Annotated in this window: 19 protein-coding genes and 1 pseudogene; 13 read left to right on the plus strand and 7 right to left on the minus strand. The window is 59.5% G+C overall.

The window, feature by feature from the left end; all coding sequences use genetic code 11:
* Positions 1–54: 54 nt before the first annotated feature.
* The 6 genes from GHO42_RS21710 to GHO42_RS21735 form a co-directional block, all read right to left on the minus strand.
* On the minus strand, positions 55–459 hold the full coding sequence (locus GHO42_RS21710; RefSeq protein WP_153328699.1) for a hypothetical protein: 405 nt from the start codon (positions 457–459) through the stop codon (positions 55–57).
* A 327-nt stretch (positions 460–786) separates the two neighbouring features.
* Positions 787–1,290: a CS1 type fimbrial major subunit gene (locus tag GHO42_RS21715; protein WP_256670687.1), complete on the minus strand. Its 504-nt coding sequence runs from the start codon at positions 1,288–1,290 to the stop codon at positions 787–789.
* Entirely contained in the window at positions 1,290–2,030 is a 741-nt protein-coding gene (locus GHO42_RS21720; protein WP_153328697.1) for a molecular chaperone, read from the minus strand. The genes GHO42_RS21715 and GHO42_RS21720 overlap by 1 nt, the downstream gene beginning before the upstream one ends.
* A 38-nt stretch (positions 2,031–2,068) precedes the next feature.
* Complete coding sequence (locus GHO42_RS21725) at positions 2,069–3,316, minus strand: hypothetical protein (protein WP_153328696.1); 1,248 nt, start codon at positions 3,314–3,316, stop codon at positions 2,069–2,071.
* Between the two features lie 71 nt (positions 3,317–3,387).
* Positions 3,388–5,907 carry a TcfC E-set like domain-containing protein gene (locus GHO42_RS21730; protein ID WP_153328694.1) on the minus strand — a complete coding sequence of 840 codons (2,520 nt, stop codon included), beginning with the start codon at positions 5,905–5,907 and terminating at the stop codon, positions 3,388–3,390.
* A 101-nt stretch (positions 5,908–6,008) separates the two neighbouring features.
* Positions 6,009–6,503: a CS1 type fimbrial major subunit gene (locus GHO42_RS21735; protein WP_256670688.1), complete on the minus strand. Its 495-nt coding sequence runs from the start codon at positions 6,501–6,503 to the stop codon at positions 6,009–6,011.
* A 604-nt stretch (positions 6,504–7,107) separates the two neighbouring features.
* On the opposite strand from GHO42_RS21735, the gene GHO42_RS21740 reads away from it, so the two are divergent.
* From GHO42_RS21740 to GHO42_RS21800, 13 genes and pseudogenes are all read left to right on the plus strand, one after another.
* Positions 7,108–7,872 carry an enoyl-CoA hydratase family protein gene (locus GHO42_RS21740; protein ID WP_095002410.1) on the plus strand — a complete coding sequence of 255 codons (765 nt, stop codon included), beginning with the start codon at positions 7,108–7,110 and terminating at the stop codon, positions 7,870–7,872.
* A 10-nt stretch (positions 7,873–7,882) separates the two neighbouring features.
* Positions 7,883–9,037 (plus strand): acyl-CoA dehydrogenase family protein, encoded by a 1,155-nt coding sequence (locus GHO42_RS21745; RefSeq protein ID WP_153328692.1) that lies wholly within the window; start codon positions 7,883–7,885, stop codon positions 9,035–9,037.
* Between the two features lie 8 nt (positions 9,038–9,045).
* Positions 9,046–10,104 carry an acyl-CoA dehydrogenase family protein gene (locus GHO42_RS21750; protein WP_153328690.1) on the plus strand — a complete coding sequence of 353 codons (1,059 nt, stop codon included), beginning with the start codon at positions 9,046–9,048 and terminating at the stop codon, positions 10,102–10,104.
* A 3-nt stretch (positions 10,105–10,107) separates the two neighbouring features.
* The gene (locus GHO42_RS21755; protein WP_153328688.1) at positions 10,108–11,259 is read left to right on the plus strand and encodes an acetyl-CoA C-acetyltransferase; all 1,152 of its coding nucleotides are present in this window, start codon (positions 10,108–10,110) and stop codon (positions 11,257–11,259) included.
* 10 nt (positions 11,260–11,269) lie between these two features.
* Positions 11,270–12,148, plus strand: coding sequence for an SDR family oxidoreductase (locus GHO42_RS21760; RefSeq protein WP_153328686.1), 879 nt, complete (start codon positions 11,270–11,272; stop codon positions 12,146–12,148).
* 89 nt (positions 12,149–12,237) lie between these two features.
* Entirely contained in the window at positions 12,238–13,023 is a 786-nt protein-coding gene (locus GHO42_RS21765; RefSeq protein WP_095002415.1) for an SDR family oxidoreductase, read from the plus strand.
* Positions 13,024–13,033: 10 nt separating this feature from the next.
* A complete protein-coding gene (locus GHO42_RS21770) occupies positions 13,034–13,504 on the plus strand; it encodes a MaoC family dehydratase (protein ID WP_095002416.1) in 471 nt (156 codons plus the stop codon).
* 9 nt (positions 13,505–13,513) lie between these two features.
* A complete protein-coding gene (locus GHO42_RS21775; RefSeq protein WP_153328684.1) occupies positions 13,514–14,722 on the plus strand; it encodes an acetyl-CoA C-acyltransferase in 1,209 nt (402 codons plus the stop codon).
* Between the two features lie 146 nt (positions 14,723–14,868).
* Positions 14,869–16,965 carry a bifunctional diguanylate cyclase/phosphodiesterase gene (locus tag GHO42_RS21780; protein WP_095002418.1) on the plus strand — a complete coding sequence of 699 codons (2,097 nt, stop codon included), beginning with the start codon at positions 14,869–14,871 and terminating at the stop codon, positions 16,963–16,965.
* 66 nt (positions 16,966–17,031) lie between these two features.
* Positions 17,032–17,778 (plus strand): SDR family oxidoreductase, encoded by a 747-nt coding sequence (locus GHO42_RS21785; protein WP_095002419.1) that lies wholly within the window; start codon positions 17,032–17,034, stop codon positions 17,776–17,778.
* A 177-nt stretch (positions 17,779–17,955) separates the two neighbouring features.
* Entirely contained in the window at positions 17,956–18,456 is a 501-nt protein-coding gene (locus GHO42_RS21790; RefSeq protein ID WP_178127011.1) for a sigma-70 family RNA polymerase sigma factor, read from the plus strand.
* Positions 18,453–19,430: a FecR family protein gene (locus tag GHO42_RS21795; RefSeq protein WP_153328682.1), complete on the plus strand. Its 978-nt coding sequence runs from the start codon at positions 18,453–18,455 to the stop codon at positions 19,428–19,430. Before GHO42_RS21790 ends, GHO42_RS21795 begins: the two co-directional genes overlap by 4 nt.
* Before the next feature lie 100 nt (positions 19,431–19,530).
* Positions 19,531–21,955: pseudogene (locus GHO42_RS21800) on the plus strand (TonB-dependent siderophore receptor).
* A gap of 47 nt (positions 21,956–22,002) precedes the next feature.
* On the opposite strand, the gene GHO42_RS21805 reads toward GHO42_RS21800, so the two are convergent.
* Positions 22,003–22,969: AGE family epimerase/isomerase (locus GHO42_RS21805; RefSeq protein WP_153384182.1), on the minus strand; the 967-nt coding region annotated here is incomplete at its 5' end.

Raw genomic sequence — 22,969 nt, forward strand, 5'->3', positions numbered from 1 at the left:
CGCTGGTTGCTCATGGCACCTCCTAATGGGCCTCATTTTAAGGCTTGGAGGTGTCTACGAAACTAGGGGCGATTCAAACAGCAGTTCAGTTGAAGCCCTCAGGGGTTCTCGAGAAACCGAGGAGTCATCATCATTGCCGATGCCATTGGGCATGCTGACCAGAACATCGACTGGAACTGCGTGGCCGCTGTTGGTATTGCTGATTGCGCAGGTATCACCTACCAACCGGTCACAGGCCAGTTGCATCTTGAAACGTGAGCTGGCAGAAATCATGAAAGGCTGATCCCGAAAAAGTTTCTCGGGCGTGCGGCCATTTTGCATCCATTCTTGCCAATTAGCCTTGGGTGTCAGTTCTACTTTATTGCCGTCGGGTGGAATATCAACTTTAAGGGTGTGCTGGACATTAAGCAGGAATTTGATCGTGAGTATATTGTCGCTGGGGAGCATGTTGTCCCCCATGTCTATGTCCTGGTTAGGCCCCACGGTATAGTTGATTTCACCATTATAATCACCCGATGACATTCCGAGTGGGTTGGACGTCTTCATTTCATAAGAGAAGTTCAGGGTTCGATAGATGTATATGTTCCAATGCCGGTGATACGAACCTGTAACTCTTCCGTTTCCAGCGTTTGAGCATGGGTGACGATCAGAGTACGCCAATCACTGTTTGCCCGAATCATCAATTTGCCAATATATTGAAAATGGTATGTCATTTAAATGGGTGGGGTTGTGGCTGATGACAGAGGCCCGGAGGATTTAATCTTCATGCTAACATCGGAGTGCTGTCTATTGAGCTGCAGAAGGCGTCGGCCCATCAAACATGATTTGGACACTGCCAAAGTATGCCCCTGGCTTAAAACCTGTTACAGGCTTGATCGCCTCGATTCGTAAGGGAACCCTGTAACCCGTGTTGGCTTCGTTGTCGGGCACGACCACTGTGTCGGTCAGCGCAAGTTCGTGGCCATTGAACTTGACCCGCAGGCTGATCAGATCCCGTCCGTTGGACAGCATTGATTCATGGCCCAGGCGTGCGGTAATGGCTCCACTGCGACTGCGCACATCGAATGACGCCTGCAGGGGCTCCAGATACCCGCGGGCAAGGTTCCACTTCATTATTTGTGTGCGCTCAAGAAACTGCGACTCCACGGGCAATATATAGAAGTCCGGAGTCGGAATAGTGACACTCACTTCAAAGATGTGTTCTTCGCGCGCTGCAAACCCCGCTTGCATCCAGAGTGCCAGGCTTGCCGCGACAGTCAGGCATGAGATTTTGCACGCAGATAGATGCATTAGCCTTTAACCTCCATGGGTTTATTGTTACTGCCCTCAATCAGGATAAAGCGATAATGACGGCCAGCTTTTTTGGTAAAGCTGAACAGGTGACCCGGCAAGATATGGTTTTTGGTAACGGGCTCGCACTCCAGCGGGTTCTGGACGGAGCAGTCTTTGAATTCATCAAGCAACATGATGGTATTGCCGTTGTTTTTGACTGAGTACTGTTGTGCGGTGTCGTTTATCTGGGTATCAAAACCGGCGTTTTCAGGGCGTACTACAAAGAAGGTGCCATAGCCTGCGAGCACGTTGATCCCGGCCGACAGGGTCTTTTTATAGGCGTCGGTTTCTTCGGTGGAAAGGGCAAATTCATCTTCTTTTTCCGGCACGACCGGCACAAAACGCACGCGAAAATACCGCTCTTGGTCACGTATCCCCTTGAACAGCAGGCGGGTGCCCTGGGTGCCGCTGGCAGGGATTATCAGCCGTGCCGGGCTGGCGATCAGGCCATCACGCATGGCTGCATTGCCTTGGGTTTTCAGCGGTACTTCTTCTGAAGTGCCGTCGGCTTTGTAGACTATCTCCAGTATGGAAACGCGAACAAAGGCGGTGCTGCCGCCGCCGTTATACACCCGCTTCAAATAGGTGCTTTTATCGCCATCCATATAGTCAAAGACGGTTCCGACGTTGATACTGGGGCCCGCGACGGCACCCAATGTTATAAACCACAGACTGAGTGCGGCACTTGCAAGTTTCATGGTAAGTTCCTGTATGCCCTATTGGCTGCCCGTAAACCTTAAACTTCCGAATCCCAGATGACGGTCACATTTCCTTTATAGGTGCCTTCTTGGTCAAGCATTTCATCCACGTATTTCTTTTCGATTTCGAAGTGCAGCACCCCATTTTTTCCATCCATATATCGGCTGGGCTGGAACAGTTCGGTACCTTGGCCGCTTGTAAACAAGGGCTTGCGGTTGATCGAAGCGCCGTTTGAGTCAGTAATACCGCCGGGCATGGTGACAGCGATATTGATCGGCACGTTATGACTCACGTTGTTACTGAGTGCGCAGGTGTCGCCCATGACTTTTTCACAGGTCAATAGCATCTTGAAACGTGAGCTGGCGGAAAAAATAAAGGATTGGTCACGGACAAGTTTTTCCGGTGTGCGACCCTTAAGTAGCCATTGATGCCAGCCGCCCTCGGGAACCAGTTCGATCCGATTGCCGCCCGGGGGGATACTCACTTTCAGGGTATGCTGAACATTCAAATAGAAGTTGAGATTCATTGCGGAACTGTCTGGGATCAATAAATCACCCATGTCGAAATCCTGATAGGGTCCTAGCGTGTAAGCCAATCTTCCGGAGTAGTCACCTGCTGACATGCCTAATGGATTAGGGGTTATTAACTCGTAGGCGAAGTCCAAAGAATAGAAACCCAACGTCGGGACGTTGTAGAGTGCCTGCTTGGCACAGGTTACATTGGCCTCAGGCGCTCCCCAAAAGAACCAAAAACCTGTTGCCGTGTAGGAGAGAGTCGATTGTCTGGTACAGGGGGGTGGCGGTATCGACCAGTTTCCTCCGGACCATAGCCTGTTATGCCCGTCATACCAGTCTGTTGCACCGGGAACCAAGGCCTGTGCGACGTTGGGGTGAGTACTGATATTTGTACCAAAACCAACTATACGGATTCTGACCTCCTCCGTTTCCTGAGTTTGGCTGTGCGTGACGGTTAATGTCCTCCATGCTCCCGGGATTGTGACCATCGCGCCTTGACGCGGGTCTGTGTGATTGGCAACAACAGGGGCGGTGGCCTTATAAACTACGAGTGCACCGATGCTGGATATGCCTCTGGAAGCGCAGTCAGCAGGGTTGAAAGTGCAATAGCGACCGGTATTGGGTGTTTTATTAGTAAATACATTGCGATTGGGAAAGGCAGGGTCAGGTTTGAACTCTGCATTTATTGTTATCTCTACCCCGTGAGTAGTGGGGGCGGCAACAAGGCCACAAACAAAAATCAATACAATACCGGCAGCGGTTTTTGCCATCCGATTTAGCCTGCCGCTTTGTACCAGACTCAATAAACACTTTACGTTGAAGTCCGCTAGATTTTTCCGCTTCATCCTGCTGCCTCTACTTTATTAGCCGACTCTGCCAGCGTGTCGGGTTGGCAACGCAGGTCGCCGATTTCCAGCACATTGTTTTGCAACAGGGTTTTGTTTATCTCGATACGGAACTGGCAGAGCAATGTTTCATCCTTGCGTACTTCCAGAGTGGGGGTGCCGGGGTTCATTTCCATTGAGAAAAAACCGTCCACTTCACTGATGCCGCGGCTGGTGGGGTTGATGATGTGATGACCCTTGAGCGGGTTGCCGTCCGCGTCAATCAAGCGGCCAAGCACGGTGACGGTATTCACCACGTTGATCTTGCGATAGCCCACGCCGCCTTTATTCAGGTGATAACGGGCGCGAGGTGGCTGGATCGCAGCGGCGGGCACGTGGTTGCCCTGAAAGTCGAAACTGACTGAGCTGCTCTCGTACGCGGTGAGGGGAATATAGTTGCGGCCGGGGCGCAGCATGGTGCTGCCACCGCTGAGGTCATCGGCACGCAAGGCAATGTTGGCGATATCGGACTCGACGTCGACGATCATTCCGGCCCCGCGCCCGGAGGGCTCACTGCTCATGGCCATGGTCAAGCCGCTCAGGGCGATGGTGCTGTCCAGGTTAAGGCCACCGCTCAGGTAGCCGTTATAAGACGAGCGTTGCACAAAGGTATCGGCGCTGAGGCTGTCGGTCAGGAAGGTGGCCCGGCCATTGACGCCCACTCCGTAGGTATCGGTACTTGCGGTGGCAGCCACGCTTTGCAGGACGTGGCCTTCGATATTTTTGCTGTAACTGAGGGAGGCATTGTTGTCACGCTCACCGTCCCGGCCGGTGCGTGACCCCAGGCTGGCTGACCAGCGTTCACCCGGGCCGCCGAGGGCCAGGCTGATGCTCAGGTCGACCCCGCGATTGCGCTTGTTGCCGGAACTGAGGCTGCCGGGTCGATCAAAGACCGACAAACGCCAGTTACCGTCGCTGCCAAACAGGTGGGTGGGTTGCGCCCAGCCCACGTCCAGGCCGTAGCCCCGGCTGTAGCCATCGCTGTGGGAGAGGCGGGCACTCAAGGTGCTTTGCAGGCCGAAGCGATGATTCAGGGACAGGGCGGTAGTGCTGGTCTGGCCCACATAGTTGGACTTTGTGCGCAGGCGCGTACCGTCCGGCAGGGTTTCGTAGGTGTTACGGGTGTCGAGCCAGCTGCGGTTGTGGTTGAACACGACATTGCCGAGGCCGTAGTGGTACTGGCCGTTAAGGTCGACACCGGTGCCGTAGCTTTGAGTCTTGTAAAGATTGGCATAAAAGGTGAGGTTGCTGGCCAGCGTCCAGTCAATGGCGGTGTCCCATTGCATCCTGTTTTTTACCTGGCGCGCAGACAGACCCAGGATGGCACGCGGGTGCAGCAGGTAATTGAGCGAGGCGCCGGCGGTCATGTCGCCGGTGGCCTGGTCGTCCCAGTTGCTCAGCAGTTTGCTTTCGCGTCCGGCGAACAGGTTATAGCGCCATGGGTCGTCGTAGTTGCGCCAGTTGGACGGTTTATAGATCAGCTCCGAAGACGTGCTGCTAACTCGGCCGTCTTCGACCAGGCGAACCTCGACTTCGTAAATACCGCTGGGCAAGGGGCGGGTATCGAGGCTCTGCAAACCGGCGGCAACCAGCTGGGAATTGATCAACAGGCCGTTGCGGTAGATTTGTGCCGTTGCCGGACGACTGGCGGTGACATACACCGGGTATACGCCGGGTTTGGCTTGATCGATGACCAGGCTGTCGGAACTGCCATACATGATGCCCATTGTGGTATCGGGGCTGGCGCCAAAAGTGCGAATTTGCCGGGTCAAACCTTCGGAGCCTGGAGTGAAATAGCCCAGGCGCAGAAATGTACCTTCCAGTTCACGCTGGGTGTGGGCTTCATAGACAGCATGTTTGAGCTGACTTTGGCCCGGACCATCCATGCGTGTGAGTTGCAGGTTGAGCGTTTGGCTCCAGTGACCGATGCTGCCGCTGGCCTCCAGGCCATAACGACCGTCAACTTGCTCTCGCTGGCCGGCAGTGAGGTTTAGCTGATTGCGCACAATCAAACCGCCGCTGCCGCCGCTGGGCAGTTCGTGATAGCGGCTCTTCTGATAATCCTGTTCCGCCCTGGCGGTCAGCAACGAGACCATGGAGTTTTCCAGGTTGTAATGAACCGCCATTAACTGTTCGGGGCATTTGCCAGTGCAGGCTCCCAGTTGCACTCCTTGCTGGAGAAACTCCGACCAGGTGTCGCGCTCACTGGCCGGAATCTGGCTGGCGTTGAAGTCGGTGAACTCAAGGAGGGTCAGACGATCATCGCGGGTCAGTACGACCATGGCTTCACCCACCAGTTGCGAGTTGCGCTCGACCTGAACGGCCAGCGGTACATCGAAAAGGTGCTCTTCGAAGTCAGCCGGCAAGCCTTTGGCCTGGGCAAGCAAACTTCGGGGTGTACTGACTTCTGCGGCTGCCATTGATGCTGCAGGGAACAACAAGGCCAGCGTCACCGCGATGCGAGTCATCGGGAACATAAACGCAATACTCTAATAACGGACAGTCAATCCAGAAGAGGCGCCCGGTCGAAAACCGACCGGGCGCGGGTATCGCCAGATGAATCAACGGTGTTGGCAGATCAGGGGGTGGGCGGCGTGCTGTCGAACATCACGGTAAATGCGGTACTGAAATTGCCAGAGGCACCTGTTGGTATGGCGCCAGCAGAAACCTCCAGCTCTGCAGTACCGCCTGCGGCGGAGGCGGGGGCGGTTGCCACCTCCAGGGCAGCAGCCGTAAGGGTCACACCGTTGAATTTGGTGGTCAGAGGGATGTTATGCGCGGTGTTACCGTTGAACAGCGCCCGTGGCCCGCCATCGATATACGCGCGCAATGCACCGCCTGTGCTCTTGTAGGTGAAGTTTTCACGAAGGCTGTTGATTTTGTTTTGGGCGATGTCATAGCCCATTACTTCAGCCTGACCGAAGGTCGGGCTAGAGGCTTGTGCATAGAAAGCAGTGCTTGGAACAGTGGCGCTGATATTAATCTGGGTACTTGTACTGTCGGCAGCCCATGCACTGGAAACACCGAACACCATTACTGCCGCAGCAACCAGAGCGGTTTTGTTTATAAACATTTTGTTTACCTGTTGTATAATAAGTGTAAAGGAACATGCATTTGTGGAAACAGAGTGTTTTCCAATCGGCCGAGGATGATTAAGTTTAAATTCCGTCCAGATATCTGGCGTTTGTCATCAGGCTGGAATGGGCTTTCGACCCCCGGCTGGTCAAGCTGGATCAGAATATTAGAATTTCAGGATGGTTAAAGTAGCCAAGTGCGAACGTTTAAGTGGCTTTGGTCTTGCGATCTTGCGGCTTTCTTCCTTTGATAGTTGAGTGAATAATCCTGCTTGTATGAGTTCCTCCTGTAAGTGCAGGCTATGGCAATAAATTGTATTGTTTGAGCTTTGTTATTTTCTGCTGGGGCGGCTGATCTGTTTTTATAAGAGAGTGCTGTGTTGTTTGAGTGAAATATCCAAGTGAAACGTAAGTTCATTAGTTCTTATGGCGTAGGGTGTGATTAATTAATGATGATTGATCGCTGTCGCGGTCATTTACTTGTGGCTATACGGGCGTGCGCCTGTAGCTCTGTGTCTTATGTTTAGTCTCAACGGACGATGATCCGCCTCGCGCGCCTTCCCATACTGCTCCCATGGTTTTTTTGCCAATCCAGGAGCACATGTGAACAGCGCAGCCCATACCGCATTTCAGACCAGTATCGACGCGGGCGTCGCTGAACTGGTGATCGACCGGCCACCGGTCAATGCCCTCGACAGCCAGGAATGGCTCGATCTGGCACGTACTCTCGAAGCATTGGGGCAAGACCCGCAAGTGCGAGTCATCGTGATCCGCTCCGAGGGCCGTGGCTTCTGCGCCGGGGTCGATATCAAGGAACTGGACGCCCACCCCGAACGTATCGTGACCGTCAATGCCGGCAACTACGCCACCTTCAAGGCCATTCACCGCAATCCGGTGCCGGTGATTGTTGCCGTGCATGGCTATGTGCTGGGTGGCGGGATCGGTATTACCGGCGCTGCCGATATTGTCGTTGCCTCCGATTGCGCCAGTTTTGCCTTACCCGAAGTGGATCGCGGCGCCATGGGCGGCGGGGCGCATTTGCAGCGTCTGTTCCCGGTGCAGAAAGTCCGTTATCTGTTTTTGACCGGCGACAAGATCAGTGCCGTTGACGCCCAGCAATACGGCTTTATCGAGCGCGTTGTGCCCCGTGAGCAATTGCGTGAAACCGCGCTGCAAATTGCCCGCAAGATCGCCAGCAAAAGCCCGGACATGATCCGCATCGCCAAGGAGGCCCTGAACGGTATCGAAGACGGCAACCTGGAAGACAAATACCGCTGGGAACAGGGGTTCACGCTGCAGGCCTACAACAGCACGGACTCCGCCGAAACCCGCCGCGCATTCGTTGAAAAACGCGACGCCAACTTCTGAGGAGCTGACGATGGATCTGACCTACTCCCCCAAACAAAAGGCCTTTCGCCAGGAGGTGCGCCAATGGCTGGCGGACAACCTGCCGACCACGCCGCTGGCCAGCTACGATACCTGCGAGGGCTTCGAGCAACACCGCCAGTGGGAAGCCAAATTATTCGAAAACCGTCTGTCGATGGTCATGTGGCCCACCGAGCTGGGCGGGCGCGGCTGCGACCTGATCGAGTGGCTGATTTTCGAAGAGGAATATTACGGCGCCGGCGGGCCGATGCGGGTCAATCAGAACGGCCAGCTGTTGCTCGGCCCGACGCTGATGGAGTTCGGCACCGAGGCGCAAAAACTGCGTTTTCTGCCGCGCATGGCAGCCAGTACCGACATGTGGGCCCAGGGCTGGTCGGAACCGAACGCAGGTTCCGACATGGCCGCTATCACCAGCAAGGCCACCCGCGATGGCGACAGCTACGTGCTCAACGGCCAGAAAACCTGGTCCACACGAGCGATTTTTGCCGACTGGCTGTTCGGCCTATTCCGTAGCGATCCGTCGTCCAGCCGCCATCACGGGCTGTCCTTCGTGATGGTGCCGCTCAATGCACCGGGTGTCACCGTACGCCCGATCAAGGCCCTGAACGGCAAGGATGCGTTTGCCGAAGTGTTCTTCGATGACGTGCGCATCCCGCTGGAAAACCGTATTGGCGATGAAGGCCAGGGCTGGCATGTGGCAATGGCCACTGCCGGCTTCGAGCGAGGTCTGCTGCTGCGTTCCCCGGCCCGTTTTCAATACACGGCGCGCAAATTGGTGGAGCTGTACCAGGCCAACCGCACCAGCGCCGATCGTGATCCGAGCCTTGGCGAGGCGGTGTGCAAGGCCTGGTCGGACGCCCAGGCTTACGCCCTGTCTGCGTACCACACCGTGGGCCGTCTGAGCCGCGGGGCACAGATTGGCGCCGAGTCGAGCACCAACAAAATATTCTGGTCGGAGCTGGATCTGCGCATGCACGAAACCGCCATGCGCATTCTCGGCGCCAGTGGCGAGCTGACCGGTCAATCGGTGGGCGGCTACAGCTGGCTGGACGGCTTTTTGTTCGCCCAGGCCGGGCCCATTTACGCCGGCACCAACGAGATCCAGCGCAACATTATCGCCGAGCGCATGCTCGGCCTGCCGAAGTGAGGCCGGGCATGGACTTTACCTTTACCGAAGACCAGATCTCTTTTCGCGAGGCCATCAGCCGTTTTCTGATGACCGAAGCGGCCCCCGAAATGCTCCGTGAAATTTGGGAAACCGATGTAGGTCGCTCCCCGGATTTGCGCAACAAGATCGCCGAGCAGGGCCTGACCGCATTGTCGATCCCCGAGGCTTTCGGTGGCCTGGGCATGGACGATGTGGCCTGGGCCCTGATGACCCAGGAACTGGGTTACTACGCCATTCCTGATTCCCTGGGTGATACCGCTTATGTGGCCAGTGCGCTGATCGCCGGGCTGGATGACGGCGTAGCCCGTCGCGGCGAATGGCTGGAACGCATTGCCGACGGCAGTTTGCGGGTGGCCATCGGGCACCCGGTCAATCCGCTGGTGGCCGATGCTGCCCACGCCGATTTGTTGCTGCTGGCCCATGGCAATGAAGTCCACGCCGTGCCGCGCAGCCAGGTCGATGTGCACAACCACGCCAGTATCGATGCCTCGCGACGCCTGGCGCAGGTCAGTTGGCAACCCGACGCAGCCACCCTGGTGGCGCAGGGTGAACAGGGCCGCCAGCTGTGGGCGCAAACCCTTGATCGGGGCGCGCTGTCGGTGGCCGGGCAGTTGCTCGGGCTGGCTCAGCGCATGCTGGATTTATCGGTGGACTACGCCGCGCAGCGTAAACAATTCGGTAAGCCCATCGGCAGTTTTCAGGCAGTCAAGCATCATCTGGCCGACGTGGCTACTGCGCTGGAGTTCGCCAAACCGGTGCTGTACCGCGCCGCTTACGCCCTGGCACACAACGAACCGAATGCCGCTGTGTGGGTGTCCCAGGCGCGCCTGGCCAGTTGCGAAGCCAGCTGGCTGGCGGCCCGCCACGGCATCCAGGTGCATGGGGCGATGGGTTACACCTGGGAAGTCGACCTGCAAATGTTCATGAAGCGCGCCTGGGCACTGGACAGTGCCTGGGGCGACCGTGCGCTGCACAAGGCCCGTGTGGCCGAATATGTATTGAGTGGCGCGGCGCCTCTGGGCTGCGGTTACACCTTCGAGGATTGACCGATGCCTGAAGCCTATATTGTTGATGCATTACGCAGCCCCACCGGCAAACGCAAGGGCGGCCTGGCCCACGTCCATGCCATCGACCTCGGCGCCCATGTGCTCAAGGCACTGGTGGAGCGCAACGCAATTCCGGCCGACGAATATGACGACGTGATTTTTGGGTGTGTCGACACCATCGGCTCCCAGGCCGGTGATATCGCCCGCACCAGCTGGCTGGCCGCCGGTTTGCCGCTGAACGTGCCGGGCACCACCATCGATCGCCAGTGCGGTTCGTCACAACAGGCGCTGCACTTCGCCGCGCAGGCGGTGATGAGTGGCACCCAGGATGTGATTGCCGTGGGTGGTGTGCAAACCATGACCCAGATCCCTATTTCCTCGGCGATGCTGGCCGGGCAGCCACTGGGCTTTGCCGACCCGTTCTCCGGCAGCAAGGGCTGGCAAGCGCGCTTTGGCAAACAGCCGGTCAACCAGTTCTACGCTGCCCAGCGCATCGCCGATCACTGGGGGATCAGCCGCCAGGACATGGAAGCCTATGCCCTGGAGAGCCATCGCCGGGCGCTGGAGGCCATGGCCGCCGGCCGTTTCGTCAACGAAATCGTGCCCTGCGAAGGGGTATGGGACGATGAAACACCGCGCCAAACCAGCCTGGCCAAAATGGCCGAACTGGAGCCGGTGTTCGCTGAGTTTGCGTCGATCACCGCTGCGGTATCCAGCCAGACCTGCGATGCCTCGGCTGCCTTGCTGGTGGTCTCCGAGGCGGCGCTCAAACGCTACAACCTCACGCCACGGGCGCGGATCCATCACCTGTCGGTGCTGGGCGACGACCCGATCTGGCACCTCAGGGCCCCGATTGCCGCCACCCGTGCCGCGCTGAAAAAAGCCGGCATGGGCATGCAGGACATTGACCTTGTTGAAATCAACGAAGCCTTCGCCTCGGTGGTCATGGCCTGGGCCAAGGAGCTGGATTTCGACCCGGTCAGAACCAACGCCAATGGCGGCGCAATTGCCCTCGGCCATCCGCTGGGGGCCAGCGGCGCGCGGTTGATGACCAGCCTGCTCAACCAGCTTGAGCACAGTGGTGGCCGCTACGGTTTGCAGACCATGTGCGAAGGCGGCGGTCAAGCCAACGTGACGATTATTGAACGCCTCTAGGAGCAACGACATGGCAATTTGTGCAGAACGTACCGTCATCATTACCGGCGCGGGCGGCGGTTTGGGCCGCGCTTACGCGCTGGCGTTCGCCGGGCAGGGCGCCAATGTGGTGGTCAACGATATTCGTCGCGAAGCCGCCGAAGAGGTCGTGGCAGAGATCCTCCAGGCCGGTGGACAGGCCATTGCCAATGCCGATGACATCACCACCCTGGCCACGGCACAGCACATCGTCGATGCCGCCCTGGCCGCGTTTGGCGAAGTGCATGTGCTGGTCAACAACGCCGGAATCCTGCGTGACCGCATGTTTATCAGCCTCGCTGAAGAGGACTGGGATGCGGTCATGCGTGTGCATCTCAAGGGGCATTTTTGCCTGGCCAATATCCTCGGCAAGCGCTGGCGCGACCTGGCCAAGGCCGGCCAGCCGGTGGCGGCACGGATCATTAACACCAGCTCCGGCGCGGGCCTGCAGGGTTCGGTGGGGCAGTCCAACTACAGCGCAGCCAAAGGCGGGATTGCCGCGCTGACCCTGGTGCAGGCAGCCGAGCTGGGGCGCTACGGCGTGACGGTCAATGCCCTGGCGCCGGCGGCGCGGACCTCGATGACCGAAAGCGCGATGCCGGACATGGTGAAAAAACCTGAAGACGGTGGCTTTGATTCATGGGCACCGGAAAACGTCGCGCCGCTGGTGGTATGGCTGGGCAGCGAACTGTCGGGGGAGGTTACCGGGCAGATCATCGAAAGCCAGGGTGGGCGATTGTCCCTGGGCGATGGCTGGCGCACCGGGGTGACCCGCGACAAGGGCGCGCAATGGCAACCCGAAGAAGTGGGGGTTGCCCTGGGCCAGATTCTGGCCGAAGCGCCTGCACCGCAGCGGGTGTGGGGTAGCTGATACCGCTGGCCCTCACCCCAACCCTCTCCCTTTGGAAGAGGGCCAGGGTGAGGGGCTTTTGATTTGCCGCCTAACAAGAGAATTCAACCATGAGACAAGCACCTCCCTATGTCCCCGGCCACCAGTTACTGGCTGGCAAGTCGATTTTGATCACTGCCGCAGCCGGCGCCGGTATCGGTTATGCCGCGGCCAAACGCTGCGCGGAAGAGGGCTGTCGCGCCCTGATGATTTCCGATATCCACCCGCGTCGTCTCGAAGAGGCAGTCGAGCGGCTCAAGGCCGAAACCGGCTTGCAGGCGGTCTACGGGCAGCTGTGCAACGTCACCGTCGAAGCCGACGTGCAAGCCCTGGTCGCCGCCGCTGAGGATGCGCTGGGCGGTGTCGATGTGCTGATCAACAACGCCGGGCTTGGCGGTCAGGTGCGCTTGACCGAAATGACCGATGAGCAGTGGTCGTCGGTACTGGATATCACCCTGACCGGCACCATGCGCATGACTCGCGCCATGCTCCCGCATATGGAACGTCGTGGTGCCGGGGCCATCGTCAACAACGCCTCGGTACTGGGCTGGCGCGCGCAAAAGGAGCAGGCCCACTACGCTGCGGCCAAGGCCGGGGTCATGGCCCTGACCCGCTGCAGCGCCCTGGAAGCCGCCGAAAACGGCGTGCGGATCAACGCTGTGGCGCCGTCGATCGCCCTGCACGACTTTCTGAAAAAAGCCGCCAGCAGCGAATTGCTCGACCAGCTCACCAGCCGCGAAGCCTTTGGCCGCGCCGCCGAAGTGTGGGAAGTGGCCAATGTCATGGTGTTTCTGGCCAGTGACTATGCCTCGTACATGGTCGGCGAAGTGCTGCCCGTCAGCTCGCAACAAGCGTGAGGAACAGAGCATGAGCACAGTTTTCAGCAGCACCGGGCAGTTGCTGGCGGCCGAGGGCATGGATCTGGGGCGCACAGACTGGCTGCTGCTGACCCAGGAACGGATCAACCTGTTTGCCGAAGCCACGGGCGATCACCAGTGGATCCATGTCGACCCTCAGCGCGCCGCCACCGGGCCATTTGGCGCCTGCATCGCCCATGGTTACCTGACCCTGGCCCTGGCCAATCTGTTTATGCCGCAACTGATGCAGTTCGAGAACCTGGCCATGGGCGTCAACTACGGCAGTGACCGGCTGCGCTTCCCTGCGCCGGTCAAGGTCGGTTCGCGGATTCGCGGCCATGGCCAGTTGGTGCGGGTCGAGATGCAGGGCCAGGCCGTGCAGGCTGTAGTGCGCATGAGCGTCGAAATCGAGGGCAGCGAACGCCCCGGCTGCGTGGTGGACACCATCAGCCGCTACACCTTCAACCCCCTTGAACAGTGAGCCTTGAACATGAATTTGAATGACGTTGTGATCGTATCCACCGCCCGCACTGCCTTGACCAAATCCTTTCGTGGCTCGTTCAACGATACCGAGGCGCCTGTGCTGGGCGGTCACGTGGTGCGTGCCGTGGTCGAGCGCGCGGGTATCGAGCCGGGTTCGGTGGAAGACGTGATCATGGGTGCCGCCGCCCAGCAGGGCACTCAGAGTTACAACATCGGCCGCCTGTGTGCGTACACCGGCGGCTTGCCCGATACTGTGCCGGGCATGGCGCTCGATCGCATGTGCGCCTCGGGCCTGATGAGTATCGGCGTGGCGGCCAATGGCATCATGACCGGCGAAATGAAGATTGCCGTGGCCGGTGGCGTGGAGTCATTGTCGCTGACCCAGAACAAGTACAAAAACACCTACCGCGCCCAGTCCGAGGCCGTGCTTGAGTGCATGCCGACGGCGTATATCCCGATGCTCGAAACCGCGGAAATCGTGTCGCGGCGCTACAACATCAGCCGCGAGGTACAGGATCAGTATGCGTTGCAGAGCCAGCAACGTACTGCCGCCGCCCAGGCTGAGGGCCTGTTTGCCGATGAGATCGTACCCTTGGCGGCGCGCAAGCTGTGCTTTGACAAGGAAGGCAAGCCCAGTGGTCATGAAGAGGTGATTGCGGATCGTGACGAATGCAACCGTCCCTCCACCACCCTTGAAGACCTGTCGACCCTCAAACCGGTGTGGAAAGACGGCAAGTGGATTGAACAGGGTGAGTTCATCACGGCAGGCAACGCCTCGCAGTTTTCCGATGGGGCCGCTGCGGTATTGCTGATGAGCCGTGCCGAAGCCAGGCAGCGCGGTATCGAAGCGCTGGGCGTGTATCGCGGGATTGCCGTGAGTGGTTGTGCACCGGAGGAAATGGGCATTGGTCCGGTGTATGCGATTCCCAAGTTGCTCAAGCGTTTTGGCCTGACCGTTGCGGATATTGACCTGTGGGAGATCAACGAAGCGTTCGCCTGTCAGGTGGTGCATTGCCGTGACTTTCTGCAGATCCCCAATGACCGCCTGAACGTCAATGGCGGGGCGATAGCCATTGGTCATCCGTTCGGCATGTCGGGTGCACGGATGGTGGGTCACAGCCTGCTCGAAGGTCGCCGCCGTGGTGCGCGGTTTGTCGTGGTTGCCATGTGCATTGGCGGCGGCATGGGGGCAGCGGGGTTGTTTGAGCTGAGCTGAAGGCAGGGGGACAGTTTCTTTGTGGGAGCGGGCATGGAGCTTAAGGATTTAGTCACGCGGATAGGTGCGTAAATGCAGGGAAGCAGTACAATTGCGCTTCTTTACCGGGCATGGACGCTGTTCGGCATCTGTTCACGAGTAGGCCCATGGTTTCCGCTAGTTACTCCCCCGCGCTGGTCCTGATTTCCCTGTGTGTGGCCATTCTGGCCTCTTATACCGCCCTTGACCTGAGTGGTCGCATCGCCACGGCGCGCGGCCGTACCCAGTACCTGTGGATTGCCGGCGGTGCACTGGCCATGGGCTTTGGCGTGTGGTCGATGCACTTTATCGGCATGCTCGCGTTGCAGTTGCCACTCGCGCTGGGCTACGACCTGGGACTGACCCTGTGGTCATTGCTGGTTGCCATCCTGTCTTCGGGCTTTGCCTTGTGGCTGGTCAGCCAGCCGCGTTTGCCGGCGCTGCAGTTGTTGTTTGGCGCCCTGATCATGGGGGCGGGCATCAGCGCCATGCACTACAGCGGCATGGCCGCGTTGCGCATGCAGCCGGGCATCGATTACGACCCGGCACTGTTTGGCCTGTCGCTGGTGATTGCGGTGGGGGCCTCGGCGGCCGCGTTGTCGATCGCGTTTCGTCTGCGCCGGCAAACCCCTTACGTGCGGCTGATGCGCGGTGGTGCTGCGGTAATCATGGGGCTGGCCATTGTCGGCATGCATTACACCGGTATGGCTGCAGCGAATTTTCCCATCGGCAGTTTTTGCGGTGCCGCCATCGACGGTCTGAGCGGTAACGGCCTGGACAATCTGGTACTGGTTTCCAGCCTGGCGGTATTGGTCATCGCCTTGCTGACCTCTATTTTTGATGCCCGCCTCGATGCCCGTACAGCTGCCCTGGCGGACTCCCTGACCCTGGCCAACGAAGAGCTGACCCAACTGGCGCTGCACGACACCCTGACCGGGTTGCCCAACCGCATCCTGCTGGCTGACCGTATCGGTCAGGCGATGAGCAAGGTGGCGGAGCAGGGCGGCTGCTTCTCGCTGATGTTTATCGACCTGGATGGCTTCAAGCCGGTCAACGATGCCTTTGGTCATCATCTGGGTGACCGTTTGCTCCGCGAGGTGGCCTTGCGCTTGCGCGAGCAGTTGCGCAGCCAGGACACCCTGGCGCGGATTGGCGGCGACGAATTTGTGCTGCTGGTGCGTCTGCTGGAGCCTGATGACGCACCGCAAGTGGCAGCGCGGCAGGTGGGTCTGTTGTCCAGGGCGTTCCGGGTCGATGAGCATGAGCTGCTGATCTCCGCCAGTGTCGGTATCGCCCTCTACCCCGGCAATGGCCTGACCGCCGAAGAGCTGCTGATGAATGCCGATGCGGCGATGTATCACGCCAAGGGCGCGGGCAAAAACGGCTACAGCTTTTTCGACGCGTCGATGAACACCAATGCCCGCAAGCAATTGCAGCTGCTGCAGGACTTGCGTCAGGCCCTGGAGCTGCAGCAGTTTCGCCTGCACTACCAGCCCAAGTTCGACGCCAGCAACAGCCGGCCGGTGGGGGCCGAAGCGCTGTTGCGCTGGGAGCATCCGCAGCAAGGGTTGCTGCTGCCGGAAAATTTTATCGACCTGGCGGAAAAAACCGGCCTGATCATCCCCATCGGTGACTGGGTGCTCAATGAAGCCTGCCGGCAGATGCGCATCTGGTTTGATCAGGGCTATAGCCACTGGCGCATTGCGGTCAACCTGTCGGCATTGCAGTTCTGCTATTCAGGGCTGGTTGACAGCGTGGTCGCGGCGCTCGAGCGTCATCGGTTACCGGCCAACAGCCTGACCCTGGAAATCACCGAAACCACCGCCATGAGCGATGCCGATGCGAGCATGGTGGTGTTGCAGCGGTTGTCGCAAATGGGCGTGGACCTGTCCATCGATGACTTTGGCACTGGCTATTCCAGCCTGATGTACCTCAAGCGCCTGCCCGCCAATGAACTGAAAATCGACCGCGGTTTTGTGCGTGACCTGGAGCACGACAGCGACGATGCGGCGATTGTCTCGGCCATTGTCGCGCTGGGCCAGGCCCTGGGTTTGCGTATCGTCGCCGAAGGGGTGGAGACCGATACCCAGCAAAGTTTTTTAACCACGCTTGGCTGTGATGCCCTGCAAGGTTTTCTGCTGGGTGAGCCGCTGCCGGCGGAGCAATTCATGGCCGATATCCAAGGTGCCGAACCCGCCGGGCCGGGCAACAAAACAGCGACCTGACAAAACCGGGCCTTCGCGGTTATTCTGACAGCCAGATTTGGATCGGTGTAAGGGGAACACGTATTTATGGATAAAGTCATCGTGATCACCGGCGGCAGCCGCGGCATAGGCGCTGCCACGGCCTTGCTGGCTGCAAAGCAGGGTTATCGGATCTGCATCAACTACCTGACCGATGATGCTGCGGCCCATGAGGTGCTGGCGCAGGTTCGCGCCATGGGCGCCAAGGCCATTGCCGTGCGTGCCGATGTCAGCGACGAAGAGGAAATCATTCGCCTGTTTCTCGAAGTTGACGAACAGTTGGGGCCTGTCACCGCGCTGGTCAACAACGCCGGCACCGTGGGGCTCAAATCGCGGGTCGACGAGCTGACCGACCTGCGCATCATGCACACCCTGAAAACCAACGTGCTGGGGCCCATTCTGTGTGCCAAGCATGCCGTGCTGCGCATGTCGCCACGTTACGGCGGGCAGGGCGGTAATATCGTCAACGTGTCGTCGGTAGCGGCCCGCCTGGGTTCGCCCGGTGAATACGTCGATTACGCCGCCTCCAAGGGCGCGCTGGACACTTTCACCCTGGGGCTGTCCAAGGAACTGGCGGGCGAGGGGATCCGGGTCAACGCGGTACGGCCGGGCTATATCTTCACCGATTTTCACGCCTTGAGCGGAGATCCGGGCCGGGTCAGCAAGCTTGAACCTATCATCCCCATGGGGCGTGGCGGGCGGCCGGAAGAAGTGGCCGAAGCCATTGTATGGCTGCTGTCGGACAAGGCGTCGTATACCACCGGCACCTTTCTCGACCTGGGCGGCGGGCGCTGAAGGTCGTGCTTTTGTGGGAGCGGGCTTGCTCGCGATGGCATCAGCGCGGTCAGGCTGAATAACCGCGCCGCCTGCATCGCGGGCAAGCCCGCTCCCACATGGCTTGCATTTATGCTTGATCCGACGATAATGCGACTTATTGCTATTTAAGTATGGTTATCTATCGTGTCGAGTCCTGTGGATCCCCAAAGGCTGCTGGCCAGTCTATATCACGACAATCACGCGTGGCTGCGCAGCTGGTTGTCGCGACAGGTACGATGCCCGCAGGATGCGGCCGATCTGGCCCAGGACACATTTTTGCGCGCTTGGGATGCCCGCCAACTGGAACGTATCCAGGAGCCTCGGGCTTACCTGAGTACCGTTGCCCGGCGCTTGCTCTGCTCACTGTGGCGGCGGCGCAAGCTTGAGCAAGCCTATCTCGACCAACTGGCCGAGCTGCCTCTGGCCTACGCACCTTCTGCAGAAGACATTGCCCTAGTCCGTGAGGCGATCGAAGCCATTGATTGCCTGCTCGAAGGGTTGCCATCGCGGGTCAAGCACGCCTTTTTGCTCAATCGTCTTGAAGGCATGCCCCAGCAGGCCATTGCCGAGCAATTGGGCGTATCCCTGGCCACCGTTGAGCGCGACTTGCGCCGCGCTTTTGTTCATTGCCTGTCGCAAACGGCGGAGAGCCCATGAGTACAGCCAAGGTTGACCCGACCACCCGTGCCGCCATTGACTGGATGCTGCGCCTCGAGTCCGGCCAGGCCTGCCCGTCGGAGCGTCAGGTGTTCAAGGCGTGGCTGGCCGAAAACCCGGCACATCTGGCTGCGTGGCAGCGGGTCGCCGGGGTGCTCAAGGCTCCCGTAGCCGATCTGCAATCGGTTGAGCGGCGCAGCCCGGGGCAATTGCAGGCGGTACGTCGGGCGCTGCTGGCCGGTACATCGCCATCGGGCAAAAAGACCCTGCAAGGCGGCCTGCTGCTGTTGTTGCTCGGCCTGGGTGCCGCGGGTCTGGTGGATCGCGTGACGCCCCTGACGGGGTTGACGGCCGATTACCAGACGGCCACCGGCGAGCGCAAAACCGTCGAACTGGCCGATGGCAGCCTGCTCACCCTCAACGCCCGCAGCGCGGTGGATATCGACTTCAATGGCGATCAGCGCCGGGTGCACCTGCGTGAGGGCGAGTTGCAGGTGGATGTGGCAGCCGACGCCCAGCGTCCTTTTGTGGTGAGCACTGCCCAGGGCCAGGTGCAAGCCCTTGGCACGCGCTTTATGGTGCGCCAGGGCAGCACTGAAAGCCTGGCCAGCGTGCAACAGCACAGCGTGCAGTTGCACACCCTGGGCGGTCAGCAACTCCACCTCGAAACCGGTCGGGCGGCGTCATTTACCGCCACCCGGATAGACCCGCAAACCCCGACATCCCGTAGCCAGCCCGACTGGCTCGCGGGCCGGGTCGAGCTGCACGACGAACCCCTGTCAGCCCTGGTCGAGGCGCTGCGGCCCTACCAGACCGGCATGCTGCGTATCAGCCCGGAAGCCGCGCGGGTGCGGGTATTCGGTGTATTCCCGCTGGACAACACCGCACACACCCTGAATACGCTGGCGCAAACCTTGCCGATCAAGATCACGCGCTATGGGCCGTGGCTGACCCTGATCGATGTGCGACAGTAAAAACCAATGAATGCGAATTAATTGCAAATAAGGTGAGGGGAAAGGGTTTCTCGTTGGTCAAGGTTACAACTGCCTACCTTGCAACGAGAAAGGATGCCCCATGCCGTACGCCCATCCCAAAACCTGCCTGCTGGCGCTGGCCATCACCCTGAGCATTGGCGGTTACCCGCTGAGCGCGGTGGCCGAAACCCTGTCTGGCGAGCAAAATGCCACGCGTTTTTTTGACTTGCCTGCCGCGCCCCTGGGCGTGACCCTGAGCCGCATTGCCCGCGACAGCAACCTGACCCTGTCGGTGGCCCCGGCCTTGTTGCAGGGTAAAACCTCCGCGCCGGTCAATGGCATGTACACCCCGCAACAGGCCGCCGAACGCGCGCTGGCGGGCAGCGGGCTGGGCCGGTAGCGGTGCCTTGAGTGTCTACCCCAACGCCGGTGACGGGGTACTGAATCTGGGCGCAACCAACGTGTCTGCGCGTCTGGGTGAGGATGGTCGTGGCCATGTTGACGGCTTTGTCGCCACCCGTTCGGCCACCGCCACCAAGACCGACACACCGATCCTCGAGATTCCGCAAACCATCAACGTGGTCACTGCTGATCAGGTTGAAGTGCAGGGCGCCCACGATCTGACCCAGGCCCTGCGCTACACCCCGGGGCTGAGCACCAACGGCTACACCGACCGCAACACCATTGCCGATGAAATCACCAGCCGCGGTTTTGCCCCGACCCTGCTCTACCTTGATGGCGCCTATCTGCCTTCGGCGGGCAGCCTGGGCGGCACCCCGCAGATCGACCCCTACACCCTGGAGCGCATCGAAGTGCTCAAGGGGCCGTCCTCCGTTCTGTACGGGCAAAACCAGCCGGGGGGCATGATCAATATGGTGGCCAAGCGCCCGAGCACCGAGGCCAGGCATCAAATCAAGGTCGGTACCGGCAGCTTTGACCGTTACAACCTGGCCTTCGATACCACCGGCCCGCTGGATGAAGGCAAAACCCTGAGCTACCGGCTGATCGGCGTCGGCAACACCGGCAGCGAGCAAATCGACTACACCGAAGATTCCCGCATGCTGCTGGCGCCCAGCCTTACCTGGGCGCCGGATGACCGCAACGAACTGACGGTCTACGCGCAATTGCAACGGGACGATGCCCTGGCCGACTACCAGTCCTTGCCGGCCGTGGGCAGTCTGTACCGCAACTCCCAAGGCAACAAGATAGATCGAGACTTCTTCTCGGGCGACTCGAAATGGAACGACTACAAGCGCGATCAATATGTGCTCGGCTACCAGTTTTCCCATGCCTTCAACGAGGTCATGACCTATCGCCAGAGCCTGAGCTACATCGACGTCAATGACCGTTACAAGGGCTTTTACCTGAACCGTTTCGTCACCGCCCCGGACGGCGCCACCGATACCCATGCCAGCCGCACCAAGCTCGACTGGCGCCAGCAAAACAGCTCTTATACTTTCGACAACCACCTGCAAAGTGACTTCTCCACCGGGCCTGTGCAGCACACCCTGCTGGTGGGGCTCGACTACCGTGACTTCACCCGCAAGTTCCAGGGCTACAACCTGTCCGGCAGCGAGGTGATTGACCTCTACAACCCCACCAACTACCGCACCACGGGTGTCCCGACCCTGACTACCAAATGGGATAACAGGGTCAAGCAGACCGGTTTTTATGTGCAGGACCAGATCAAACTGAACAACTTTATCCTGACCATTGGCGGTCGCCAGGATTGGGCCAAGGTCGACAACAATGACTTGCTGGCCAACTCCCACGAGATCCAGAGCGATAGCAAGTTCACCGGGCGTGTGGGCCTGACCTATGTCACTTCGTTTGGTCTGGCGCCGTATATCAGCTACACCGAATCCTTCCTGCCTTCTGTGGGCACTGCGGCACCGGCCCGAGGTGGCAAGGCGTTCGTGCCCATGACGGGCAAGCAATATGAAGTGGGGGTCAAATACCAGCCCGATGAGAGCACTTTGCTCAGCGCCTCGGTATTTGAAATCACCCAGCAAAACGTCCTGACCGGTGACTTGCAGTACCAGGAGTATCAAATCCAGGAAGGCGAGGTCCGGTCGCGGGGGATCGAACTGGAAGGCAAAAGCAGTTTCAGCAACATCGACCTGATTGTCTCGCTGTCGTATCTGGACGTGTTCTACACCAAGTCCAACTATGGCAATGAAGGCAACCGCAGCGAGGCACAGGCACCCTGGGCAGCCAGCGTGTGGGCCGACTACCACTTCACCGGACAGGCCCTGGCGGGCGTGACCCTGGGCGGCGGTGCACGTTATACCGGGAAAAACTTCGGCGACTCGGACAACACTTTCAAGACGCCGTCGTTTGTGGTGTATGACGCAACGCTCAGCTATGACCTGGCGGCCCTGGATGCGAGCTTCAAGGGTGTCAGTACCCGGCTGAACGTGCAAAACCTGTTCGATCGCGAGTACGTGTCGTCGTGCAACTACAGCTTTGGCTGTTACTACGGCCAGCAGCGCACGGCGGCGCTGGAGGTTAAATACGATTGGTGAGGGAGTGCTCTGCGTTCCTTCGGCAGCTGCTACGGGGGCGGGATTGCTCAGCGCCGCAGCTTGAGCGCGCTGGCCAGGCTGATAGCCAACGGCAAACGGGGCAGCAGCGTGGCCTGGTAAGCATGGTAAAGGTCCGGCTTGCCCGGCCAGATATTTTGCGAAGGCAGGTTGTCGATCCCCAGTTCGTGATGCCAGCTACCGTTCTGGCGGTCGATCATGTACAGGTCGATATAGTCCCAGAACTGTTGATACCAGACTTCGTATTCATGCTCACCGCTGCGTTGCAACAACGCCGCCGCAGCTGCCGAGGCTTCGGCCAGGGTCCAGTGCAGACGCTCACGCACCAGCGGCTGGTGGTTCCAGTCCACGGTGTAGACGATTCCGCAGCCACCATCGACGTTCCAGCCGAACTGGCATGCACTGGCGAATAACCGCCGCGCGTCTTCCAGCAGCCATTCGGGCGCCGCCAGGCCGCGTTGCTTGCGGGCCGCCTCGAGGTGCAACAGCAGGCGCGCCCATTCAAAGGCGTGGCCGGGCGTTTTGCCGAACGGGCGAAAACCGTCTGCCGGGTTGTCCCGGTTGTAATCGGGCAATGGCTGCCACTGGCTGTCGAAATGTTCCACGGGCAGGTAGCCGGATTGCGCTGCATGCTGGTGAACAAGCTTTTCGGCAATCGACAGGGCGCGGTCGAGCCACAGGTCTTCATCGAGGACATCGGCCAGGGCCAGAAAAGCTTCGACACCGTGCATATTGCTGTTGGCCCCGCGATACGCCTCGCAGTCGCTCCAGTCGCGGGCAAAGCTTTCCAGCAGGGCGCCTTCCGACCCGGACCAGAAATGACCTTCAAGTATTGCTACCGTATCGCCCAGCAACTCGGCAGAACCGCCGCGCCCGGCAACTGCAGCCGAGCTGGCGGCCAGGGCCACAAAGGCGTGCAGGTAGGCGTCTTTACGGGTATTGCCGTCTTCGGCGGTGGGGCGGGCAAACCAGCCGCCATGCACGGCATCACGCAGC

The organism is Pseudomonas sp. FSL R10-0056 (genome assembly GCF_009600105.1).
Lineage (GTDB): Bacteria > Pseudomonadota > Gammaproteobacteria > Pseudomonadales > Pseudomonadaceae > Aquipseudomonas > Aquipseudomonas bubulae.